This is a genomic window from Clostridium sp. AWRP, assembly GCF_004006395.2.
Lineage (GTDB): Bacteria > Bacillota > Clostridia > Clostridiales > Clostridiaceae > Clostridium_B.
The window spans coordinates 1350136-1375716 of sequence record NZ_CP029758.2 but is presented as its reverse complement, the minus strand read 5'-3'; the positions used below and the strand labels follow the sequence as shown (position 1 = coordinate 1375716).

At 31.8% G+C, this 25581-nt stretch carries 25 protein-coding genes; all 25 read right to left on the bottom strand.

Going from position 1 to position 25581, the window contains the following annotated elements; translation table 11 throughout:
- Positions 1–11: 11 nt before the first annotated feature.
- The gene (gene rsgA / locus DMR38_RS06380) at positions 12–875 is read right to left on the bottom strand and encodes a ribosome small subunit-dependent GTPase A (RefSeq protein WP_127720508.1); all 864 of its coding nucleotides are present in this window, start codon (positions 873–875) and stop codon (positions 12–14) included.
- Positions 876–884: 9 nt separating this feature from the next.
- Positions 885–2795, bottom strand: coding sequence for a Stk1 family PASTA domain-containing Ser/Thr kinase (pknB, locus tag DMR38_RS06375; RefSeq protein ID WP_127720507.1), 1911 nt, complete (start codon positions 2793–2795; stop codon positions 885–887).
- On the bottom strand, positions 2792–3511 hold the full coding sequence (locus DMR38_RS06370) for a Stp1/IreP family PP2C-type Ser/Thr phosphatase (protein WP_127720506.1): 720 nt from the start codon (positions 3509–3511) through the stop codon (positions 2792–2794). Before DMR38_RS06370 ends, pknB begins: the two co-directional genes overlap by 4 nt.
- A gap of 14 nt (positions 3512–3525) precedes the next feature.
- Positions 3526–4563: a 23S rRNA (adenine(2503)-C(2))-methyltransferase RlmN gene (rlmN, locus tag DMR38_RS06365; protein ID WP_127720505.1), complete on the bottom strand. Its 1038-nt coding sequence runs from the start codon at positions 4561–4563 to the stop codon at positions 3526–3528.
- A 9-nt stretch (positions 4564–4572) separates the two neighbouring features.
- Positions 4573–5904 carry a 16S rRNA (cytosine(967)-C(5))-methyltransferase RsmB gene (rsmB, locus tag DMR38_RS06360; RefSeq protein ID WP_127720504.1) on the bottom strand — a complete coding sequence of 444 codons (1332 nt, stop codon included), beginning with the start codon at positions 5902–5904 and terminating at the stop codon, positions 4573–4575.
- An 88-nt stretch (positions 5905–5992) separates the two neighbouring features.
- The gene (locus DMR38_RS06355; protein WP_127720503.1) at positions 5993–6673 is read right to left on the bottom strand and encodes a zinc metallopeptidase; all 681 of its coding nucleotides are present in this window, start codon (positions 6671–6673) and stop codon (positions 5993–5995) included.
- A 20-nt stretch (positions 6674–6693) separates the two neighbouring features.
- Positions 6694–7626 (bottom strand): methionyl-tRNA formyltransferase, encoded by a 933-nt coding sequence (gene fmt, locus DMR38_RS06350; protein ID WP_127720502.1) that lies wholly within the window; start codon positions 7624–7626, stop codon positions 6694–6696.
- On the bottom strand, positions 7626–8084 hold the full coding sequence (gene def, locus DMR38_RS06345) for a peptide deformylase (RefSeq protein ID WP_127720501.1): 459 nt from the start codon (positions 8082–8084) through the stop codon (positions 7626–7628). Before def ends, fmt begins: the two co-directional genes overlap by 1 nt.
- A gap of 103 nt (positions 8085–8187) precedes the next feature.
- Positions 8188–10389, bottom strand: coding sequence for a primosomal protein N' (priA, locus tag DMR38_RS06340; RefSeq protein WP_127720500.1), 2202 nt, complete (start codon positions 10387–10389; stop codon positions 8188–8190).
- A 92-nt stretch (positions 10390–10481) separates the two neighbouring features.
- A complete protein-coding gene (gene coaBC / locus DMR38_RS06335; protein WP_127720499.1) occupies positions 10482–11672 on the bottom strand; it encodes a bifunctional phosphopantothenoylcysteine decarboxylase/phosphopantothenate--cysteine ligase CoaBC in 1191 nt (396 codons plus the stop codon).
- On the bottom strand, positions 11672–11890 hold the full coding sequence (gene rpoZ / locus DMR38_RS06330) for a DNA-directed RNA polymerase subunit omega (protein ID WP_127720498.1): 219 nt from the start codon (positions 11888–11890) through the stop codon (positions 11672–11674). Before rpoZ ends, coaBC begins: the two co-directional genes overlap by 1 nt.
- Positions 11883–12500, bottom strand: coding sequence for a guanylate kinase (gene gmk / locus DMR38_RS06325; protein WP_013237917.1), 618 nt, complete (start codon positions 12498–12500; stop codon positions 11883–11885). The genes rpoZ and gmk overlap by 8 nt, the downstream gene beginning before the upstream one ends.
- Positions 12500–12775: a DUF370 domain-containing protein gene (locus DMR38_RS06320; protein ID WP_013237916.1), complete on the bottom strand. Its 276-nt coding sequence runs from the start codon at positions 12773–12775 to the stop codon at positions 12500–12502. The genes gmk and DMR38_RS06320 overlap by 1 nt, the downstream gene beginning before the upstream one ends.
- A 15-nt stretch (positions 12776–12790) precedes the next feature.
- A complete protein-coding gene (locus DMR38_RS06315) occupies positions 12791–13669 on the bottom strand; it encodes a YicC/YloC family endoribonuclease (protein WP_127723949.1) in 879 nt (292 codons plus the stop codon).
- Positions 13670–14023: 354 nt separating this feature from the next.
- Positions 14024–15502, bottom strand: a complete 1479-nt coding sequence (gene spoIVA / locus DMR38_RS06310; RefSeq protein WP_127720497.1) for a stage IV sporulation protein A — start codon at positions 15500–15502, stop codon at positions 14024–14026.
- A 77-nt stretch (positions 15503–15579) separates the two neighbouring features.
- Positions 15580–16578, bottom strand: a complete 999-nt coding sequence (locus DMR38_RS06305; RefSeq protein WP_127720496.1) for an NAD(P)H-dependent glycerol-3-phosphate dehydrogenase — start codon at positions 16576–16578, stop codon at positions 15580–15582.
- A gap of 2 nt (positions 16579–16580) precedes the next feature.
- The gene (gene der, locus DMR38_RS06300) at positions 16581–17897 is read right to left on the bottom strand and encodes a ribosome biogenesis GTPase Der (protein ID WP_127720495.1); all 1317 of its coding nucleotides are present in this window, start codon (positions 17895–17897) and stop codon (positions 16581–16583) included.
- A 3-nt stretch (positions 17898–17900) separates the two neighbouring features.
- Positions 17901–19235: a DUF512 domain-containing protein gene (locus DMR38_RS06295; RefSeq protein ID WP_127720494.1), complete on the bottom strand. Its 1335-nt coding sequence runs from the start codon at positions 19233–19235 to the stop codon at positions 17901–17903.
- Positions 19236–19412: 177 nt separating this feature from the next.
- Positions 19413–20408, bottom strand: coding sequence for an inorganic phosphate transporter (locus DMR38_RS06290; protein ID WP_127720493.1), 996 nt, complete (start codon positions 20406–20408; stop codon positions 19413–19415).
- Positions 20401–21024, bottom strand: a complete 624-nt coding sequence (locus DMR38_RS06285) for a DUF47 family protein (protein WP_127720492.1) — start codon at positions 21022–21024, stop codon at positions 20401–20403. Before DMR38_RS06285 ends, DMR38_RS06290 begins: the two co-directional genes overlap by 8 nt.
- A gap of 283 nt (positions 21025–21307) precedes the next feature.
- Complete coding sequence (gene phoU, locus DMR38_RS06280; RefSeq protein WP_127720491.1) at positions 21308–21964, bottom strand: phosphate signaling complex protein PhoU; 657 nt, start codon at positions 21962–21964, stop codon at positions 21308–21310.
- A gap of 50 nt (positions 21965–22014) precedes the next feature.
- Complete coding sequence (pstB, locus tag DMR38_RS06275; protein WP_063557262.1) at positions 22015–22764, bottom strand: phosphate ABC transporter ATP-binding protein PstB; 750 nt, start codon at positions 22762–22764, stop codon at positions 22015–22017.
- A gap of 12 nt (positions 22765–22776) precedes the next feature.
- On the bottom strand, positions 22777–23664 hold the full coding sequence (gene pstA / locus DMR38_RS06270; RefSeq protein WP_127720490.1) for a phosphate ABC transporter permease PstA: 888 nt from the start codon (positions 23662–23664) through the stop codon (positions 22777–22779).
- Entirely contained in the window at positions 23664–24557 is an 894-nt protein-coding gene (pstC, locus tag DMR38_RS06265; protein ID WP_127723947.1) for a phosphate ABC transporter permease subunit PstC, read from the bottom strand. The genes pstA and pstC overlap by 1 nt, the downstream gene beginning before the upstream one ends.
- Positions 24558–24627: 70 nt before the next feature.
- Positions 24628–25530 (bottom strand): phosphate ABC transporter substrate-binding protein, encoded by a 903-nt coding sequence (locus DMR38_RS06260; RefSeq protein WP_127720489.1) that lies wholly within the window; start codon positions 25528–25530, stop codon positions 24628–24630.
- Positions 25531–25581 lie beyond the last annotated feature (51 nt).

Sequence of the window (25581 nt, the reverse complement as noted above, 5' to 3'; positions counted from 1 at the left end):
ATATGAGCAGCTCAATACTTTTTTTTACTTGTAATTTCATTTAAGACCTTAATATAAAACTCATATCTTTTTCTATCTATTTTTCCATCTTCGACAGAAGCTTTAATAGCACAATTCGGTTCTTTATAATGAAAACAACCTGTAAATTTACATTTTCCTATAAGGTCAGTAAACTCTGGAAAACAATACTGAAGTTTTTCCTCTGATATATCAAATATATCCAGAGAGGAAAATCCCGGAGTATCCACTATAAGCCCTTCTTCCAATTCTATTAACTCACTATGTCTTGTAGTATGTTTTCCTCTCTTCAATTTTCGACTTATCTCACCCGTTTCCATAATCTCTTTTCCTGAAATGGCATTTAAAATAGTAGATTTTCCAACTCCCGATGGACCACACAGTACCGTAATATTTCCTTTAAGCTTTTCTTTAATTTTATTAATTCCATAGTTTTCTTTTGCCGTCAAAAATATTACATCATAGCCTATTTTTTTCATAGCATTGGCTATATCGGATTTTTCCTTTTCTTCTGCTAAATCCAGCTTATTAAAACAAACTACTATTTTCAAGTTATTCAATTCACAGCTTATAAGAAATCTATTCAATAAATCTTCATTTATTTCAGGACGTGTAAATGCAAAAACCACCATTGCCTGGGTTACATTAGCTACAGCAGGTCTCTTCAATTTAGTTCTTCTAGGATAGATTTTATTAATAACTCCCTGCTCTTTTTCTAGTGCAATATCCACTTTATCTCCTACCATAGGGGAAAGTGAATTATGCCTAAACTTTCCCCTTGCCTTACATTCAATTACCCCATTATCTGTTTTTATATAATAAAATCCTCCTATACCCTTAACTATAGTTCCCTGCATAAATTCCTCCTAATTTGTTTTATCTGAATTTACTGTACCACCCGTACTTGTATTTCCGCTGCTTCCTGTATCTCCATCAGAAGAACTGCCTGTGACACTTCCACTATCAGATTTACCTCCGCTGGACCCACTTCTGCTTCCGCTGCTTGTGCCGCTTCCATCCTTACTTGGTCCGCTGCTTCCAGTGTCTTTTCCTTTATGTTGAGTTCCTAAATTACTGCTTTGATCATTTTGAGTTTCTTTATATTCATAATAAGTTAAGCTTACCGTAGTACCTTCTTTAACTTGCTGTGATCCTCCTATGCTTTGACTTGTTACAACTCCACTCTGAGATTTATCTGAAGTAGCTACTGGATTTTTAGAAACTTTAAGTCCTGAACTTGCCATTATAGAAGCTGCTTCTTCTATATTTTTACCTGAAACATCCGGTACTGTTACATATTTTGCATCTGCTCCCTTGCTTACCACAAGATTTACTTTTGTACCATTTTGAGCTTTACTATCTGCTGTAGGATCCTGACTTATAACGTCACCTTCTGCCACATCATCACTGTGTCTGTAAGATACATTTCCCAAGGTGAGCCCACTGTTTGATATAATATCCTTTGCAGTAGCAAAATCTACCCCAACCAAGTTTGGAACAGTCAATGAGTCAGATCCACTGCTTATAATTACCCTTACATCTGAGTTTGATTTTACCTTTGTTCCTGATTTAGGAAAACATTCTATTACACTTCCTTCTGGTTTGTCACTTTTTTCTTTGCCACCTACTACAAAATTAAGCTTTTTACTTTCTACTAACTGTTTAGCATCATCCTGTTTCATGCCTACTATATTCGGTACAGTTATATCTCCACTGCTATACACCTTGTTATACCAAATATATCCTGAAATTATACCTATTACAACTACAAGAACACCTATTGCCGTTGTCAATATCCTCTTTTTCTTTTTAGGATCTAAATTTAATTTAACTGGTTTTCTTGCTGGCTCTACTTCATCATCATAATCGTCCTCATTTTTATAAGCATTGTTTACATCCACAGGATCCATTATCCTAGTCATATCACTACTTAAATCATCATCTGCTAAATTGATTTTTTGATTGTTTTCTATCTTTTTTAAGTCCACTAGCATATCTTCCATTGTCTGATATCTTCTTATAGGCTCTTTTTCCACAGCTTTCAAAATAAGTCTATTTAAACTATCCGGTATATTTTCATTTAACTGATTTGGTGGAACTACAGGTTCTTGTATATGTTTTAGTGCTATTGACACAGGACTTTCTGCATCATAGGGAACACGTCCTGTAACCATTTCATACATAACTATGCCAAGGGAGTAAATATCTGTTCTAAAATCTACAAAGCTTCCTTTTGCTTGTTCTGGGGAAAAGTAGTGTGCAGAACCCATTATCTTATTAGAATTAGTTATTGTAACTGAATCTGAGGCTTTGGCTATACCAAAGTCCGTTACTTTTACTATACCATCTTCTGTAACAAGAATATTATGAGGTTTTATATCTCTATGTATAATGTTATTCTTATGGGCGCATTTCAAAGCTTTAGCTATTTGAATAGCTACTTCCACTGCCCTTGCAGGAGGTATTTTCTTCTCTTCTTTTATTACTTGTTTTAAAGTCTTTCCAATAACACATTCCATTACTATGTAGTTTATATCCTTCTGTGTACCTACATCATATATGTTTACTATGTTATTATCTGAAAGACTTGCTGCTGCTGCTGCTTCCCTTTTAAATTTCTCTACAAATTCTCCATCACTTGAAAATTCTTCTTTGAGAATTTTAACAGCTACGTTTCTGCTCAAGAGGTGGTCTTTCGCTCTATAAACAATAGCCATACCTCCTTCTCCTATTTTTTCAAGCAACTCATATCTATTCCCTAGCATAGTCCCTATCATTTTTTACACTCTCCTTCAAATACAATAACTGATATATTATCCTTTCCACCCCTAAGTTTACTTAGTTCTATTAGCTGCTTGCAAGCATCTTCGTTATTGTTATTCATTATTATATCATACATTTCATTCATATTTACTCCATTAGATAGCCCGTCAGTGCACATTATTACCCTATTTACATCTTCTAAATTTACTTTAAATATATCCACTTTTACAGACTTATTAGTTCCAAGAGCTCTTGTTATTATATTTTTATTAGGATGAATTGCCGCTTCTTCTTCAGTTATACTACCTTCATCCACCAGTTGTTGTACTAAAGAGTGATCTTTAGTCACTTTTGTTATACCATCATATTTTGCAACATAGCAGCTACTATCCCCTACATTTGCTACTATCATATCTTTATCTTTCACAAGGCAGACTGTTATAGTTGTCCCCATTCCTCCAAATTGACTGTTGCTAATAGAAAGTTCATAAATTTTATCATTTGCTACACTTACAGCTTTTAATAAGTCTTCCTCCATATTTGATGTTTCATTTGATTTCATGTAAGAAATGGTTGTTTCCACAGCAATTCTGCTGGCTACCTCTCCTGCATTGTGTCCACCCATTCCATCTGCTATTACATATAAGTTAAAATTTTTGCCATTATAGAAATCTACAAAATCTTCATTTAGCTTTCTTACCTTACCTACATCTGATAAGATCCCCACCATTTTCTACACCCTCTCTATAACTTTTTCGATTCTAAATAACTTCTCCTCAATTGTCCGCAAGCAGCGTCTATGTCTGAACCCATTTCTCTTCTTATAGTAGTCTCTATTTTATTCTTAATCAACCTATTGTAAAATTTCTTCACATCATCAGAAGAAGATTTTTTTAAGTTATTTTCCTTAACTTCATTAACTGGTATTAAATTAACATGGCACGATAACCCACTTATAAGTTCACTTAATTCATCACAACATTTTAAACTGTCATTTACTCCACTTACCAAAGCGTATTCAAAAGATACCCTTCTACCCGTCTTCTTTATGTAATACTTACATGCATCTATTATATCTTTTATGGAATATTTATTTGCAATAGGCATTATTTTTTTTCTCATAACGTCATTTGGAGCATGCAGTGATATAGCCAAAGTTATTTGAAGATTCCTATCTGCTAAATTCCTTATTTTAGGTACTATACCACAGGTTGACAAAGTTATATGTCTCTGGCCTATGTTGAAACTGTATTCAGAATTTACTATTTTTAAAAATTTTAGCACATTTTCATAATTATCTAGAGGTTCCCCACTTCCCATAAGAACTATATTGGATATCCTCTCTCCTACTTCATTCTGGGATTTTAGAATTTGGCCTAACATTTCTCCTGCTGTCAAGTTTCTAACCATTCCATCTATTGTAGATGCACAAAACTTACATCCCATTCTACATCCTACTTGAGTTGAAATACATATGGAATTGCCATGTTTATATTTCATAACTACAGTTTCTACCATATTTCCATCTTTATATTCATATAAAAATTTAAAAGTATCTTTAAATTTTGACTCACATTTTTTTACTAATTCAGTAGTACCTATGTAAAAATTTGTTTTTAACTTTTCTAGTAATTTCTTAGGTATATTGGTCATATTGTCAAAATCACATTGACCATTTTTATATATCCAGTCTATTATCTGTTTTGCTCTGAATTCACTTTCACAATTGTCTCTCATCCAACTTTTCAATTCTTCCATATCAAAGTCAAGAATATTATCCATATATTGCACCTACCTATGTTTTATCATTTTTGCAATAAAAAATCCATCCATATTATCATCGGGCAATATAGTTATATATCCCTTTTTATGATAAATTATGTTGTCAAAATCACCACAATAAATTTTTTCTAGTTTATACTGGGGATTTTCTCTAATAAACCAATTTATGTTATCTTCATTTTCACTTTTATTTAGGGTACAAGTAGAATATATAAGTTTTCCACCATCTTTTACATATCTTGAAGCATTTAACATGATTTTTCTCTGCACATTTACAAGGCTATTTAAAGACTTCATACTTTTATTCCATTTAATTTCAGGTTTTTTTCTTACTATTCCTAATCCTGAACATGGCACATCTATTAGCACTCTATCTGCTGTATTTTCAAACTGTTCTACATATTTTTCCGCATCTAACTTATTACATCTTATGTTTTTAATATCCATTCTATTTGCATTTTCTTCTACAAATCTTAATTTATTCTCATGTAAATCATAGGCATATATTACTCCAGTATTTTTCATAAGTTCTGCCATATGGCATGATTTCCCGCCAGGTGCACTGCACATATCAATTACAGTCATATTTTCTTTCGGGTCTACAATATGTGCTACGAGCATGGCACTTTCATCCTGTGCTGTTATATATCCTTTTTTAAAAAGTGGATTTTCCTCTACATTGCTGCCTCTATTTATTACTACAGCTTCCTTACATATTTCACCTTTTTCTATATCATATCCATTTTTTAAAAGTTCATCCCAAACACTTTCATAGTCAGTTTTTAATCCATTAACCCTAACTGTAACTTTGGGTATATAATTAAGTGATTGTAATATACTCTCACCTACAGCTTCTCCATATTGATGAATAAAAAGTAAAGTCATCCATCTTGGAAAGGAATATTTAAAACACAGGTTATCTATTTTATTGTCCTTATGTTCACAGTGCAAATTATCTTTATTTCTTAAGTAATTTCTTAGGACTCCATTTACTAATTTTGAGAGCCCCTTTGACTTTTTTTTCGAAAGTTCTACAGCTTCATTCACTACTGCAAATTCAGGTATTTTATCTAAATATCTGAGTTGATATATAGAAATTCTCAGTATATTTACTATATCTATATTCATCTTCTTTAAATTACTTTTTATAAAATCACCTAGTATAGTGTCAATAGTATACATATATTTTAAAGTACCATATACTATTTCAGTAACTAAAGCCCTATCCTTTTTGTTTAAATTATTCTTATTTAAATGCGTATTTAAAATTTTATTAGAATATGCATTATTTCCCAATACCTCATTAAGTATTTCTACAGCTGTACTTCTTGCTCCATTCATCTTTTTACCTCTAACTTAAGGCATTTTAAAAGAAATAACCAGTCAGTATGCTAGCCTATTTTCTTCAAAATGCCTAAAATATATATTTTTAATCTCTGTCCCTACTTATATATATAAGTCTTAATAAGTTAGCTATAGCCGTTAATGCTGCAGCTACATAAGTCATTGCGGCAGCACTTAAAACAGATCTAGCTCCAACTAACTCATTGGAATATAATATATTTCTTCTTTCTAATATTTTCAATGCTCTACTTGACGCATTGAATTCTACTGGAAGAGTTATTATCTGAAACAAAACTACTAAAGTAAATAAAATTATACCTATATTCACAAGTCCCTTAATTCCTAAAATAATTCCTGCTAAAAATAGTATCCAGGATGCACTAGAACCAAAGTTAACTGCCGGTACAATAGAATTTCTTATAATAAGTGGTGCATACCCGTTTTTGTGCTGAATTGCGTGCCCTGTTTCATGAGCTGCAACTCCTATTGACGCCACAGAATTTCCATAATAAACTTCTTCTGAAAGTCTCATAACTCTTTTTGAAGGATCATAGTGATCACTGAGTTTTCCTGGTATTAATTCTACTGGTACATCATATAAACCACTACCATCTAATAGCATTCTGGCCACCTGAGCACCTGTATATCCATTTTGACTTCTATATCTTGAATATTTATTAAAAGTGGCCGATACTTTATACTGCGCCCAAACTGCTACTAAAATCGCAGGAATAAGTATAATAAAACTGCTGTCAAAGAAAAACATAGGTTAAACACCTCCACAAATTACTTTTTTAATACAATGTTTTTTTCTATAGAATGTCCCTTTATATATTCACTTACATTCATAGGTTTTCTCCCAGGAAATTGTATCTTCTTTATGAGTATAGTGCCACTACCACAGGCAACTTTAATACCCTCTTTAGACACACCTATTATACATCCTGGTTCTTTATCATAACTTTCATTCAAGCATTCTGCCTCATATATCTTCATATTATCATTCTTATATTGAGTATATGCAATAGGCCATGGATTTAAACCTCTCACAATGTTTTTTATACTTTTGCAGTTTAAATTCCAATCTATCTTTGCCATACTCTTGCTCAACATTCCAGCATATTCAGTTGTAGTTTCTCCCTGCTTTTTTCTTATAATATCGCCTTTTTCCAGTCCTTTTAGTGTTTTGACCAATAGTTCTGCTCCATCTTCCATAAGCACATCGTGGAGTTCACCAGCTGTCATATTATCTGTAATTTTAACATTGCTGTTTAAAAGCATATCTCCTGTATCAAGTCCTGTATCCATAAACATAGTAGTATTTCCACTTTCGCTTTCTCCATTTATAATGCACCAATTTATAGGTGCTGCCCCCCTATATTTAGGTAAAAGTGAAGCATGAAGATTTATGCATCCATACTTAGGTATATCCAGCACTTGTTTTGTAAGTATCTGTCCGTAGGCAACCACCACTATGAAATCTGGCCTTATCTTTGTTAAAGTAGAAATTGCCTCTGCATCATCTTTTAACTTAAGCGGTTGATATATTGGAATACCGTGTTTAAGAGCCTCTTCTTTAACTTCGGAAAAAGATAACTTTTTACCTCTCCCTTTTGGCTTATCCGGTTGAGTAAATACCGCTTCAACATTAAATTCCTCTATTAATCTTTTTAAAGATGGCACCGAAAATTCAGGTGTTCCCATAAAAACTATATTCATTACTTCGTTACCTCACCTTTTTTTATGATTTTATCTATAAATAGTATGCCATTTAAATGGTCTATTTCATGGCAAAGTGCTCTTGCAAGCAAATCCTCACCTTCTATTACAATCTCTTCACCTTTCTCATTTAATGCTTTTACCTTTACTTTCTCTGGTCTTTCAACCTCCCCTTCACTCCCGGGTATACTCAGACATCCTTCTATATCTACGGCTTTACCCTCAGAATATATAATTTCTGGATTCACTAGCTTTAAAATTCCTTCTCCAACATCTATAACTATAACTCTTTTTAAAACACCAACTTGAGGTGCTGCAAGTCCTACACCATCTTCTTCATAAAGGGTTTCCTCCATGTCATCTAACAGTACATGGATTCTTTCATTTATTTCCTCTACTTTCCTACTTTTTTTTCTTAATATACTATCTCCATATTTTCTTACATTTCTCAAAGCCATATTATTTGCCGTTTCAATTAAATCTAATATAATTCATAGATTTTTACGGCTTATTCAACTCCTCCCTGTTTCATATTGATAATTACATCTAAATTAATATATCTTACAACATACTGTTAGGATTTCTATCTATACTAACTCTTATATCATTATAAACATCTTTCAATAAATCATAAACTACTTTTTTAACATTTTGTGCAATATTTATGGTTATTTTTCCTTTTAATATTATCTGCCACCTGTACAATTCCTTTATCTTAGATATTTGACAGGGGCATGGTCCTAATATTTTAATTTTATCATCTTTTTCAAGAAGTTTTTTTAAGAATATACCAACATTTTGTATATTTTTTATTAATACATTTTCATTTTTACTATTCATATTTATAAGAAGTATATCTGCAAATGGGGGATAACTCATATTTTCCCTTATTCCAATTTCTTCCCTATAAAAACTACTGTAATCATTTTTAGCTGCATATCTTATGCTGTAATTTTCAGGATTATAAGTTTGAATAATTACTTTTCCAGACTTTTCTCCTCTACCTGCCCTTCCTGAGACTTGAGTTATAAGTTCATAGGTCCTCTCTGTAGATTTAAAATCCGGCAAATTAAGTGACAAATCTGCAGCCACTACACCTACTAAAGTTACATTTTTAAAATCCAAACCCTTCGCTACCATTTGAGTTCCTATAAGTATATCTGCTTTTCCCTCTTTGAATGTATTATAGATATTTTCATAAGAATTTTTACTTCTTGTAGTATCAAAATCCATTCTAAGTGTTCTTGCTTTAGGGAAATAAGCTTTTATCTGGTTCTCAACCTTTTCTGTTCCCACACCAAAATATTTAACATATTTACTACCACATTTAGGACAAACTTTAGGTACTTCTATCCTACTTCCACAATAATGACAAACAAGTTTTCTTTGATTCTGGTGATAGGTATAGGATATATCGCAATTATTGCATTTAAATACATAACCACACTTTCTGCAAGAAACAAAGGTGGAATAGCCTCTCCTATTTAAAAACAATATTATCTGTTCACCCTTTGAAAGTCTATTACAAATACATTGATAAAGTTCCCTGCTGAATATAGATTTATTGTTATTTATAAGTTCCTGCCTCATATCTACAATTTCAACTTCTGGCATAAGTGCCCCATCTGCTCTGTTTTTTATATCTATAAGTTCAATTTCACCAGTCTTACATTTATAATACGTTTCTATAGAAGGTGTTGCTGAACCAAGTATCATTTTACAATTGTATTGTTTACATTTCATCTGTCCAATTTCTCTAGCATTATACTTTGGATTACTATCTGATTTGTAGCTCCACTCATGTTCTTCATCTATTATTATAAATCCTAAGTTATTAAATGGAAGAAATACCGCAGATCTTGCACCAATTGCAACTTTCACCTGGCCAAGCTTTACCCTCATCCATTCATCATATCTTTCCCCATCTGATAATTTGCTATGAAATACACTTATATTTTTTCCGAATCTTCCTTTAAATCTTTCAACCATTTGTGGAGTAAGTGCGATTTCCGGCACCAGTATTATAGATTCTTTACCCTTATCCATAGCCTTTTCAACAAGATGCATGTAAATTTCAGTTTTACCACTACCTGTAACTCCATGAATCAAAAATATGTTTTTATCTGAGTTTATTATATTGTCTACTGCATGCTGCTGCTCACTATTCAGTACCTTTTTAGAATACGTTCTATACTGTCTTACATCATACCTATCTACAGTTTTCTCACTAATCACAAGAAATCCATGTTTTATCATAGTATTTATAGATGACAAGGACAATTTATAATTTTTACTTATAAAATTCTTAGTGTATATTCCATTGTTTTCTTTTACTACCTTATATATATCTATGTAGGGTTTCTTATTAAAGTTTCCTTCTAAATCTTTACCAATATAAATTAAGCTTTCCTTTTTCTTTTTCATTCCTTTAAGTATTCCCCTTGGAATAAATACCTTTATACATTCTAGATATGTACACAAGTATATTTCTCTCATTTTTTCTATAAGAGTCAAATCTTCTTTTGTAAAAAGTGGAATTTTTTCACATATATCACTTATTTCTTTAATTTTCCTATTTTCTATATCATCTTCATACAACCTAACAACAAATCCATCTAATTTATTGTTTCCCATACCAAAAGGTATTTTTACTCTAGAACCTATGTTAACTTTTCCACCCAATTTGTCTGGTATTTTATAGGTAAAAATTTTATCTAATTTTACAGAACTATTGTTTACAATTATACCTGCATATGTATACACTAAATCACCCTTTATATAAACATTAAATAAGAGAGGTATTTTAAATTTAAACCCCTCTCAAACATTTAAACCCATATTTTAGATAAATCAACTTACCTTTGGGATAGTATATTGAACAAATTTCGAGCAACTTCTCTCTTATTCATCCTATTTAAATCTACTTTTTTTCCATCCCTTGATAATATTGTTACCTTGTTGTCATCTGAAGCAAATCCAGAATCAGATGCCGTTATATTATTGGCAACTATATAGTCAAGATTCTTTTTCTTTAGCTTCTTTGAAGCATTCTCCAAAAGATCATTACTTTCAGCAGCAAATCCAACTAGAATTTGATTCTTCTTTAATTTTCCAAGCTCTTTCAATATATCCACATCACTAATAAAATCTAATGAAAATTCCTCTTCACTTTTCTTTATCTTCCTTTTGGAATAATTTTTTGCTCTATAATCAGATACCGCAGCAGCTTTTATTACTATATCTTGTCCCTGAAAATTATCAAGCACAGCCTTTAACATCTGTGCATTTGTCCTTACATTTATAAAATTAATTCCAAATGGAATACTTAACTTTGTAGGTCCAGATATCAAAGTTACATCTGCACCTCTGTCCCTAGCCTCTTCAGCTATGGAATAACCCATTTTTCCTGAAGACCTATTCGTTATATATCTTACTGGGTCTATATCTGCTATAGTAGGCCCTGCAGTTACAAGAATCTTTTTTCCACGTAAGTCCTTAATGCCATAAAGCATACTTTCAATTACATCTGCTATAAAATCAGCATCTGGTAGCTTTCCTTCACCACTATCGCCACATGCCAACCTTCCTACAGCTGGCTTTATGAATTCATATCCAAACTTCATAAGTTTGTTTATATTATCCTGCATAATTGGATTAGAATACATATTTGTATTCATAGCAGGGGCAAAAATTACAGGAGCCTTAGTCGCCATGATAGTTGTAGTTAGAAGATCATCTGCTACTCCACTTGAAACCTTTCCTATTATATTAGCCGTAGCAGGAACTATTGCTATCAAATCTGCTTTTTTTGCAAGAGAAATATGTTGTATTTCAAAAGCTCGTGGTTCTTCAAACATATCAGTGTGCACTATATTTTGACTTAAAGTCTGAAAAGTAAGGGGCGTAACAAATTTTGCAGCAGACTTTGTCATTATTACGTTTATATCAAAGTCTTTTTTTTTCAATTTACTTATAACGTCCAGTGCTTTATACGCTGCTATTCCACCAGTTACCCCTATGACAACTGTTTTCTTGCCATTTACCATTATTTAATTCCCTCTTTTACAGTTTCATAAGTAATTAAACCTTGATCTATTTCATTAATAGCTATAGTAACTGGTTTAGTTGAATCTATATCTACAAGTGGTTCTGAATCCTGGATTAGTTGTCTTGCCCTTTTAGCTGTTATAGTAACTAAAGTATACCTATTATCTACCTTTTTAAGTAAATCCACAACAGATGGATTTATCATTGAATTATTCATACAAAATACCCTCCTTAGAATTTAATATTTCATCTTTAATCCTGTCTACTCTACATTTTTCAGCTGTAATTATGCTCTCTATATTTTCCACTGCATTGTCTACAGTATCATTTATAACCGCATAATTATATTTTGAAACATAATTTATTTCCTTATAAGCTGACTTAAATCTTAGATTCAAGGACTCAGGTGTTTCACTTCCCCTACCTATAATCCTGTTTTTAAGTTCTTTCATTGAAGGTGGAAGTATAAATATAAACACCCCTTCCGGATAGCTTTCTTTTACCTTTAAGGCTCCCTGAATGTCAATTTCAAGCACTACGTCTTTTCCTTCATCTATAGCTTTCAAAACTTGAGACTTAGGTGTACCATAATAGTTTTCATAAACTTTAGCATACTCTAAAAAATCCTTATTTTTTATTTTATCCTTAAAAGTCTCCTCAGTCAAAAAATAATAATTTACTCCATCTACCTCCCCTTTTCTTGGAGACCTAGTAGTAGCTGAAGTAGAAATCCAAAAATCATTTTTTTTCAGTAATGCCTTACAAACTGTACCTTTTCCAGTTCCAGAAGGTCCTGATATAACAATTAGCAATCCTTTTCTCGACATTATTCCTCAACCTCACCAATATCATCTTCACCATCTTTAGAAGACAATCTATGTGCTACAGTTTCAGGTTGAACTGCTGAAAGTATCACATGATCACTATCTGTTATTATAACAGCTCTTGTTCTTCTTCCATAAGTAGCATCTATAAGCATTCCCCTATCTCTTGCTTCCTGAATTATTCTCTTTATGGGAGCGGATTCTGGACTTACTATAGCCACCAATCTATTTGCTGAAACAATATTTCCAAATCCTATGTTTATTAATTTTATACCCATACATTTCCTCCTATCTTACTCCACGTTTTGTATTTGCTCTCTTATTTTTTCTATTTCGTTTTTTATATTCAATGTAACTTTAGTTATATCCAGATTTGTTGACTTAGAAGCAATTGTATTTGCCTCTCTATTCATTTCCTGTAGTATAAAATCAAGTTTTCTTCCTACAGGCTCCTTCAATGTTAAAGTTTCTTTAAATTGTACTACGTGGCTATTTAGCCTTACAATTTCTTCATCAATACAAGATTTATCTGCAAATAGTGCTATTTCCATTGCAACTCTATTTTCATCTACTGGATATTTATCCAGCAAATCCTTCAATCTCTCTGAAAGCTTTTCTTTATATTCTTTTACTAATTGAAAAGATTTATTTTCTATAGTATTTAATAAAGCTTGTATAGAGCTGCATTTTTCAAGTATATTTTTTTCTAGTTTCTCCCCTTCTTTTTCTCTCATACCCACTAACATTTCTAATGCATCATTAAAAGCAGTCAATAAATACTTCCATATATTTTCAAGATCAGCATCGTCTTTTTTTACAGTTATAATTTCTGGAAATTTAGCAATAAGTGAAAGAGATATATTGTCTTTTATATTGTATTTTTCCTTAATAGCATTTAAACATTCTACATAACTATTAGCTAAACCTTCATTTAGTACAGCCTTTGTAGCCTGATCTTCAAAATTCATTTGAGTTATAAAAACATCTACTTTACCCCTGTTTATTTTTTGCTGAATAATTTTTCTCATTCTGTCTTCCAGAGGCATAAGACTTTTTGGCATTTTAATATTTAAATCACAGTATCTATGATTTACACTTTTTATTTCCACTATAAAACTTTGTTTTTCACTTTCTATAGTGCCTCTTCCAAAACCAGTCATACTTTTAATCATTATAATTTCATCCTTCCATGAAGCCTCATCAATCCACATTTTATTATACATATATATTAATAACAATTTCAAGAAAAATTTACGAGTACTTTAATTTCAATTGATATATCGTAAACCTAAGTTTAAAAGCAAGATTTAAAATGATTATACCATAAAATATCTCCAACAAACAAACCTGCAAGAATGTTCAATAAAATTTATTTTGAACTATATATGCCAGTATAAATCATACTAAAAAATTTAGGGTCCTAGACAATATCAAAATCATCTAAAGCCCTAAATTTTAAAAGCACAGATGTTAAAATTTACGCCATTATAGATACTTTTAAGTAAAGTAAAATACATGATGAAACATTAAAGTAAAATGCATATTAACCCGCCGTTACCTTCATTTATGATTTTCTGAAGTGTTTTTTGTATTTTAATTTGAATATCTTCTGGCATTTTATAAAGCTTATTTTGTAATCCCTCTTTCACTAATATCTCTAGGGATTTTCCAAACATATTGCTCTGCCATATTTTAGATGGATCGCTTTCAAATTGCTCCAAAAGAGATTTAACCATCTCTTCGCTTTCTCTTTCTGTACCCATAATAGGAGAAATCTCGGTTTCAATATCTGCTCTAATAAAGTGAAGTGAAGGTGCACTTGCCTTTAATTTTACTCCAAATCTATTTCCCTGTTTTACAATTTCAGGCTCTTCTAATTTCATTTCAGAAAGTTGCGGAGCAACTAGTCCATAACCTGTTTCCTTTACTTCCTTTAACGCACCTGCTATCTTATCATATTCTACTTTTGCACTGTGCATTTCTTTTACTATGTTTAATAAGTCACTTTCACCTTCGATTTTTTTCTCACAGACCTCACTTAATATTTTATAATAAAGGTCCTTTCTAGGTGTTAAATCAATTCTAGCAGTACCTTCTCCCATATTTATTTCTTTTACCGTAGATTCTCCAATAAATTCTACATCTTTAAAACTTTCTAATGACTTTGTTATATCTCTAACCTTGTATATATTACTACACATATCTTTTACTAGTCCTATAAAATCTAACTTCAACCAATGTGACGGATCCATTTTTTCTATCCATTCCGGCATATCAATATTTATTTCTTTAACAGGGAATTCTTTAAGTACTCTTTGAAATACATTTGTTATGTCGTCTTCTTTCATATTAAGTACATCCATAGTTTGGACAGGCACATCATATTTACCTTCTAACTCTTTTTTTAAAGCTACCGTATCAGGATCAAAGGGATGCTGAGAATTTAACACCATTATAAATGGTTTATTGATGGATTTTAGTTCATTAACCACTCTTTCCTCTGCTTCAACATAATCTCCTCTCTCTATATCCGTTATAGAACCATCTGTAGTAATCAAAAGTCCTATAGTAGAATGTTCGTTTATTACTTTTTTCGTTCCTATTTCAGCTGCTTCTTCAAAAGGAATTTCATAGTCATACCATGGAGTAGTAACCATTTTAGCCTCTTCACCTTCCATATATCCAGCTGCACTTTTAACTATATACCCAACACAATCTACCATTCTAACTTTAAATTTAGTTCCTTCATTTAAATTTATTTCTATAGCCTCATTTGGTACAAATTTAGGTTCTGTAGTATGAATAGATTTTCCTGAGGAGCTTTGTGGAAGCTCATCTTTAGCTCTCTGTTTTTTATAAGAATTATCTATGTTAGGGAGAACCATTATTTCCATAAACCTCTTTATAAAGGTTGATTTTCCAGTTCTTACAGGTCCTACAACACCTACATATATATCCCCCTGAGTTCTATCTGCAATATCTTTGTATATATCAAAATTTTCCAAAATATACCCTCCAATAATCTAATATTATCAGTATATATATATTTTTATAGGGCATATTTTATTACTAATATTATTGATTAATGCACTTCATCCTTTTTTGCTCTAGTCATAAGCTCATATACAGTATACTTAGGCTCTTTTCCTTGAAACAATATACTGTAAAGTGCCTCCGTTATAGGCATCTGCACATTTAATTTTTCTTTTAATTCATAAAAAGCCCTGCAAGCTTTTATACCTTCTACTACCATTCCTACTTCCTCTACTGCTTTATTTACAGGAATTCCCTGTCCTATAAGTATACCTGCCCTTCGATTTCTACTATGAATGCTTGTGCAAGTGACTATAAGATCGCCTATACCTGTAAGTCCCGAGAAGGTTTCCCTTCTGCCTCCTAACTTTTCACCAATCCTTACTATCTCAGCAATTCCTCTAGTCATGAGAGCTGCCTTTGAATTATCTCCGTAACCTATACCATCTGAAATTCCACAGGCAAGTGCAATTACATTTTTAACTGCTCCTCCAATTTCCACTCCTATAATATCTTCATTTGTATATATTCTAAACTTATTTGTCATAAACAAATCTTGAATTTTTTTGGCATATTCCATATTTTCTGAAGACACAGCTACTGTAGTTGGTATATCCCTTGCAACTTCTTCCGCATGGCTTGGTCCTGAAAGTACCACTACCTTATTTAAAGGTAGTTCTTCCTGTATAACTTTAGAAAGTCTCTTCCCACTTTTTTCTTCTATACCTTTAGCTATGTTTACAATTATTTGATCTTTCCTTATAAAGTTTTTAAAATTTGTCAAAACCTCTCTTACTGCCTGAGATGGCACTGACAGCACCAGAACTTCTCCTTTTTCAATTACATCCTTTGCATCACTAGAGGCTTTTACATCTTGTGGAATAACTACGCCGTGCAAATACCTTATATTTTCTTTCTTTACATTTATATCCTCAACTATGCTTTTATTCCTATCCCACAAGTTTACCTTTACACCTTTTTTTGCAAGTATAACTGAGAGGGCCGTTCCAAAACTTCCCCCTCCCAAAAAAGATACAGATGAATACACAATTATTCCTTCCTTTCCCTAAACTCTAACTTTATCCCTGTTCCTGTAAAGTCAAAGTTATCTCTCAATTGATTTTCAATATACCTTCTATAAGAAAAATGAACACAGCTAGGGTCATTTACGAAAAATACAAAAGTAGGAGGTTTATTTCCTATTTGAGTTACATAGTAAATCTTTAATCTCTTACCCAATATAACAGGAGGTTCTTTCATCATAACTGCTTTACTTATTATGTCATTTAACACTCCTGTTTTTATCTTCTTACAATAATTGTTATAGCATTCTTTTATAAGTTGTAAAACCTTATTTACTCTCTGTCCTGTTTTTGCAGATATAAACAAATAGGGCGCATATGGCATAAAAGAAAGACTTGTTCCTATTTCCGTCTTATATTTGTTAACTGTTTTTGTATCCTTATCTATTAAGTCCCATTTGTTAATTATAACCATAATAGATTTACTTAATTCATGAGCATAGCCTATTATCTTTTCATCCTGCTCACTTATACTGTGAACTGCATCCAATATAAGCACACACACATCTGCCCTCTCTATTGCAGTGTAAGTTCTTATTACACTATATTTCTCTATTTCCTGTTTAACTTTACTCTTTTTTCTAAGACCTGCAGTATCTATAAGTAAAAACTTTCCATAGTCCGTTTCTAGGTAACTGTCTACAGCATCCCTTGTGGTCCCGGGAATATCACTTACAATAACTCTTTCTTCCCCTAACAATTTATTTATAAGAGATGATTTTCCTACATTTGGCTTTCCTATAAAAGCTATTTTTATATACTCACTGTCTATATCATCATCTTCATCACCTTTAAAGTTTTCCACTACTTTATCCAGCATATCTCCAAGTCCTAATGCCTGTGATGCAGATATAGCCATAGGTTCTCCTATACCTAAGTTATAAAATTCGTAAACATAATCATTTTGATTTATATTATCTATTTTATTCACCACAAGTACAACTGGTTTTTTACTTTTTCTAAGCATTTGGGCTACTTCCCTATCTGCTGCAGTAACCCCTTCTTTTCCATCTACTATAAATATTATTACATCTGCTGTTTCCACTGCCACCTGAGCTTGCCTTCTCATTTGAGAAATTATTACATCAGTGCTCTCAGGTTCAATTCCACCTGTATCAATTATGGTAAAATTATATTTTAACCATTCTGCTTCAGCATACACTCTGTCTCTTGTAACTCCAGGTGTATCTTCCACTATAGATATTCTCTTTCCTGCTAATTTGTTAAATAATGTAGACTTACCTACATTAGGCCTTCCTACTATAGCAACTATTGGTTTTCCCATTAGTTATTCCACCTCACTGTTTTCATTTATAATCTGTATTAAATCATTTCCAGTATAATCACATACCAGTATGTTTCTACTTAAACTTTTTTCCAATTCATCTAAAGTTATATCATCTAGAAATACCCTTTTATCTGAATTAGAAAGTTCATATCCTTTTCTAAGCATACATTCCGGTATTACTATGTTTTTCCCTAAGGTCTTATATTTTAATTGTTCTATTATATCTCTTGCCGTAATAAGCCCTGCCACAGTTATAGTATGGCCAAAAAAATTATTTATTATTTTTTTTACATCAATTATTATATCTGGACTATTTTCCATTATTTTTTCTGCTGCATCTTTTATTTCATTATAGGCTAATTCCCCGGTTAAAAATGTAAACGACCCTCGTGCACCTTTATTTAAACTTTCAAGCTGACTTGCGATATTATCCCTAAATATTCTTACCATTCCCACACCATCTTCTAACTGGCTGTAATTTTCATAAAAATTACAGTTTGGGATCTTGGTTTCAGAGACAAGATAAAATTCATCAGATAATCTCACAAAAGGAGTCCCTATTTCACCTATATATTTACGCTGCAATTCTTCTGCAATCTTTAATTGTTTAGATGCAGAATTTTTATCGTATCTAGATAATTCAGAAAGGTTCTGTCTGTACTTTGTAATTCCAACAGGAACTACTGACACATTTGTCACTCCATTATATAATCTATACAAATCCTCTACAGTTCTTTTGAATTCTGCTCCATCATTTATACCCGGACATAATACTATCTGACAATTTATTTTTATGCCGTTTTGGGTAAGTCTTTTTAATAACGTATATATATTGCCAGCAAATTTGTTATTTATCATTTTAATTCTAAGTTCAGGATTAGTAGTATGTACAGATACATTTATAGGACTTATCCTATATTTAATTATTCTATCTATGTCCTCATCATTCATATTAGTAAGTGTAACAAAGTTTCCTTGAAGAAATGCCAATCTTGAGTCATCATCTTTAAAATAAAGGGTATCTCTCATTCCTTTTGGCATCTGATCTATAAAGCAAAATATGCATTTATTATGGCAACTTTTAGGTTTATCAATAATAGGTTCCTCAAATTCCAATCCCAGTTCTTCATCATATTCCTTTTCTATCTCTAAATCCCACACTTCTCCACTTTGCTTTTCTATTTCAACTTTAATATACTCATCGCTTATCAAAAATTTATAATCTATAATATCCTTGACTTTCTCTCCATTAATGGATAAAAGACAATCTCCCTTTTCTATTCCCATTTCCTCAGCAATGCTTTCAGATTTAATTGCTTTTATTTTATTTTCCATTTATACAACTCCCGGCTAAAATCTATGATATGACACTTTTAATCTATTAAGTTACAACATTGAACTCTAGATACTTTAACATACATTTAGAATATAACCTAATATGCATATTTAGTCAATTATTAAACTTTTTAAATAAAAAATCTCCCTAAATTAATAGAAGAGATTTTATCAAAATCATAGTAAATTTATTAAAAACAATATAATTCCTGAAATAACAGCACAGCTTGGTATAGTAAATACCCAGGTTATAACTATATCTTTAACTACGGACCATCTAACTGCTGAAAGCCTTTTAGCTGAGCCAACTCCCATTATAGCTGAATTTATTATATGAGTTGTGCTAACAGGTGCCTGAAACATAGTAGCTGTTAATATTACCGCAGAAGATCCCATTTCCGCTGCAAAACCATTTACTGGCACTATTTTAGCCATTTTAGAACCCATGGTTTTAATTATCCTTTTTCCTCCCATTGCAGTTCCACATGCCATAGCAAGTGCGCAGGTTATTTTTACCCATGTAGGTACTGAAAATTCTTTTATAAACCCAGCACTCACAAGAGTCATAGTTATAACTCCCATAGTTTTTTGAGCATCATTTTCACCATGATTTAAAGCTAAAAACATGGTAGAAAAAATTTCAGCTTTTGAAAATATTTTTGTTACAGTAGAAGGTCTCGTATTTACTAGAAATGCTTTTATTATATTCATAATAATAAATCCCACTATAAATCCTATTACTGGCGACAATATGAGCCACAAAATAACTTTCCAAAAAAGAGTTGACCAATTTACAATTAGAAATGTACCCTTATATATAATTGCTGATCCTACTATTCCTCCTACAAGGGCATGGGAAGAACTACTAGGTATTCCAAAATACCAAGTTATTAAGTTCCATATTATAGCTCCAACGAGGGCTGCTATAATTACTTCCTGGGTTATGTTATTAGGATCAACTATACCTTTCCCCACAGTTTCCGCGACTGAAACGCTTAAAAAAGCACCTGCAAAATTTAAAACTGCAGAAATTACAACGGCCTGTCTTAAAGTTAAAGACCTTGTAGATACAGCACAGGCTATAGCATTAGCACTATCATGAAAACCATTAATAACATCAAATATAACTGCAATTACAACTATTAAAATAGTTACTACTAAAGTACTAGGCATTTTTCATTACTACTCCTTCAATAACATTAGCTAAATCCTCACAGGCATCTAAAGTATCCTCAAGATATTGATATATTTCTCTCCATTTTATGACATCTATAACTTCTATGTCTTTTCTAAATATATCACCAATAGCTTTCCTTGAAACTACATCTCCATCTTCTTCTATCCTATTTACTTCTATTATTTTCTTTGATAACTGTTTGCTTGTTTTCATATTTTTTAATTCTTCCATTATAATGATAAGTTCCTTGCAGCACTGAACTATCATTTTGCTTAATGAAATAGCGTCTTCCGTACATTCATTTACATTAAACATAACAAATCTACTAGCTGTAGATTCCATATAATCAATAATATTATCCATGTCGTTTGCTATTGCATATATATCTTCCCTATCAATTGGGGTAATAAATGTCTTATTTAGCTGTTCCAATATCTCATGCTGTTTTTTATCTCCTTCATGTTCCACCTCTTTTAATTTTTTTAAATTTTCTTCTGAATTTTCCAGGTTATTTAAAAAATCTAACAACAATTTTGCTTCTGTATAGGCAATATTTGCAGTTTGCACAAAGAACTCATAGAATTTGTCTTCTTTTGGAGTAAAAGCAAACATTATATCCCTCCCTATTATTGAAAATATATATTTTCGACCTTATAAAGTATAACATATAATTAACTAAAATTAAATACAAAATTAACCTCTATATTATATGCAAATATACGATTAATATGCTAACTAAATGCATGAACTATACCATTTTAATATATTACATGACATTAAAAATTAAAAACAATTAAAAATTCTACAAGAATTTGCCGATAACTTAATTTACAGCAAAGGCTAATATTTTGCAAAATAAATGCACCTAGTTTCCTAAGTGCATTGTTTAATATATTTATTCATTTAAATCTTTTTGTTCTCCTGTAACTAAATATATGGCCTCTTCACATATATTAGTTACGTGATCTGCTATTCTTTCTAAATATTTGCATACAAACAACAATTGGGCAAATTGATTTATCTTGCTTTTATCTTTATTCATCAATTCCAACATTTCTTTAAATACACTTTTATATAATTTATCTACCTCATCATCCATTTTGCAAACTTTATACGCTTCTTCCACGTTTCTGTCCACATAAGCATCTAATGCCCTCTTTATCATCTTATTTATTATCTCAGCCATTTGAGGTATATATATAAGCTTTCTTTCATACTTTTCACTTTCCAATCTCAATGTAACTTTCGCTATGTCTACAGCATGATCAGCTATTCTTTCCAGGTCAGTTACTAATTTAGATGTAGTAAATATTATCCTCAAATCCGTAGCAATAGGCTGTTCTCTTGCAGTCAATCTTATACATTTATTTTCTATTTCTTTCTGCAAATTATCTACTAAATCGTCATTTTTTATAGTTTCCCTTGCAATTTTTATATCCTGATTAACTAAAGCTTCTATACATTGATGAATTTGCTTTTCAACTACACTTCCCATCCTAAGTACATCATTATGCATTTCCGATAATTCATAATCAAACTTACTTCTCGGCACAATATCACCTCTCTTAAATATAATATATACTTTTATTTTAAAATTATAGTTTAGCCAAATCTTCCTGTAATATAATCCTCTGTTCTTTTATCTTTAGGTTTATAAAAAATATTTTCTGTTTTTTGTGCTTCTATAACTTCTCCATTTAGGAAAAAAGCAGTATAATCTGATATTCTACCAGCCTGCTGCATATTATGAGTAACTATTATTATAGTATATTTTTTCTTTAATACATCCATTAATTCTTCTATTTTTAATGTAGATATAGGATCTAATGCAGAAGTAGGTTCATCCATAAGCAGCACCTCTGGTTCTACTGCAAGAGTTCTTGCTATACACAATCTTTGCTGCTGACCACCAGAAAGCCCTAGTGCACTTCTATTCAATCTATCTTTAATTTCATCCCAAATAGCTGCCCCTTTTAAACTATTTTCAACTAATTCATCTAATTTACTTTTGTCCTTTATACCATGTATTCTAGGTCCATATGCTACATTATCATATATTGACATAGGAAATGGATTAGGGCTTTGAAATACCATTCCAATTCTTTTCCTTAAATCTATTACATCATAATCTTGATATATGTCCTTGCCTTCAAAAAACACTTTTCCTTCTATTCTAACTGACTCTATCAAGTCATTCATTCTATTTAAAGTTCTCAAAAATGTAGATTTTCCACACCCAGAAGGTCCTATTAATGCTGTAACTGAATTTTTTTCTACATTTAAACTTACTTTTTTAAGAGCCTGGGTAGATCCATAATATAGATCAAGATCTTTAGTATATATTATATCCATCAACTTTCCTCCTCATTTTTTACCAGTATAGGCTTCATATATTTTTTTCCCGAGAATTCTGGCTAAAAAATTAAACAATAATACCATAATTACCAAAACTGCAGAAGCTTTATTAGCTATTTGTGACGCATCTGGTACCATTCCCTCAGAATTTAGTTTCCATATATATACTGCTATCGTTTCCGCAGGTCTCATCAAACTGAAAGCAGAGCCATTATTAGTCAAACTTATGTAGGAGAAATTTAATTTAGGTGCACTCATTCCTGCTGTATATAAAAGTGCTGCTGCTTCTCCAAATATTCTCCCTGCTGCAAGTATTATGCCTGTCAATATCTGTGGTATTGCCGACGGAATAACTACCTTCGATATAGTTTGCCACCTTGTTGCACCAAGTCCAAGACTAGCCTCTTTTACAGGAATTGATGCTATCCTTATAGCATTTTCGCTCACCCTAGTTAAAGCCGGCAAATTCAATATAGATATGGCTAGCGCCCCTGATAATAGCGTAAATCCCCAACCGGTCATATTTACAAATATGAGAAGTCCAAACAATCCTACTACAATAGAAGGCAAAGAAGACATAGTCTCTATGCACAATCTTATCATATTTAAAAGTTTCCCTTCTCTAGCATACTCTGCTAAGTATATTCCCCCTCCTATACCAAAGGGAACACTTATAATAAGTGCAACTATTAACATATAAAAGGAGTTAAAAAGCTGAGGTCCTATACCTCCTCCTGCTTCTCCAAATTTTGCGTTTCCAAATAAAAATGATGGTTTAAAAAATCCTATACCCTTAAATAATATATATCCTATCAAAGCTACTAAAAGAGCTACTACAAAAACAGTTACTGCATAAAAGACTCCAGTCCAAATTCTATCTTTAACTTTAGCATCCATTATTTTATTTCACTCCTTTTTTCAATAGCTCTTATTATTATAATAAATATAAAAGAAATTATTAAAAGAAATAGTGCTAGAGACCATAATGCGTCATTCCATGCAGTTCCAGATACCGTATTTCCCATATCCATAGTTAAAACGCTAGTAAGTGTGGACGTAGGACTCAATAAACCTTTAGGAAATTTCACTGTATTTCCTATTACCATTTGCACTGCCAGAGCTTCCCCAAAAGCCCTGGCAAGGCCTAATACTACTCCCGTCAATATACCACTTTTAGCAGATGGAATTATGACTCTTCTTATAGTCTGCCATCTAGTTGCACCAAGTCCATAAGATGCCTCCATATAACTTTTGGGAATAGTTTTTACAGCATCTGCGGATATGCTTGCTATAGTAGGTAAAATCATTATACTCAAAACTAATATACCTGCAATTAGGCTAAAACCAATACCTCCAAAACCTCTCTTTAAAAATGGAAGAAGTACACTAAATCCTACCCAGCCATATACAACTGAAGGTATGCCTACAAATAATTCTAAAGAAGGTTGTAATATCTTAGAACCTATCTTAGGAGATATATAATGCATAAATACAGCAAGTGCTATACCTATAGGCGCACTTATTATAACTGCCCCTACAGAAACAAGTATAGATCCTACAAAAAATATAGCTGCCCCAAGTTTGGGATTGCTGCTGTCAGGAACCCAATTAGAAGTAAATAAAAATTCAGTTATAGGATATCTCCATTTTACAAATGTATTTATTCCTTTTGAAAATATAAAAACTATTATACTCAATGTAAGAACTATAATAATTAATCCACAAAGTGTTGCAAATCCTCTTCCTATATACTCATTTTTTAGTTTATTCCAAAATGACTTTTTCTCCATATTCACCGACCTCAAATTTATATTTTTAATGGCCAGCTGTTTTTGCAGCCAGCCATTAAAACCTTCCAAATTATTTTTCATTCATATCACTCATTGGTATATATCCAAGTTTCTTTATAGTATCTTTATTTTCATTGCTGAGTACATAATCTATATAAGTTTTTGCCAGTCCTTTTGCTTCCCCGTTTGTATACATATGTTCAAAAGACCAGAAAGGATATTTTTTAGAAACTATATTTTCTGTTGAAGCTTCAACACCTTCTATTTTTAAAGCTTTAACATTACTTTTTACTGAGCCTGTTAAATATGAAAGAGCTAGATAGCTTATGGAACCTTGAGTAGTTTTGATTGCACTTTCTACATTTCCATTAGAATCCTGGGTTGTTCCAAGTCCTTCCTTTTCATCCTTTCCACCCATTACCGTATCTTTAAATGTAGCTCTTGTGCCAGATGACTTTGTTCTATTTACCACATTTATCTTCATGTCATCTCCCCCTACATCCTTCCAATTAGTAATTTGGCCTGTAAATATTTTTTGTATTTGATCTTTTGTTAAAGAATCAACCTTAACATTAGGATTTACTACTACTGCAAATCCTATTGCACATACCTTATGGTCTACTAACTGCTTTGCCTTATTTGCGTCTAATTTTGATTCTGCTGTTACGTCAGAATTTCCTATATCTGCGGTATGCTGCAATGCTAAATTCAAACCAGTACCGCTTCCTCCACCTTGAACATTTATAGTTGCCTTCGGGTTCTTCCCGGAAAACGTCTTTCCGATCTGTTCTGCTAAAGGCTGAAGTGCAGTAGAGCCTGCTAATGTTATAGATCCTGTTACTTCCTGTTTAGATCCTTCTGATGTACCTCCAGAACTACTTTGATTTTTGCTTCCACCACATCCAACAAATGCTCCTGCAACTACAGTAATAGTCATAGCTGCTATAAGAACTCTTAAGCCTTTTTTCTTCATAATATTAGACCTCCTTAAAATTTGATCCCTAATAATGTGTTTTTATTAACT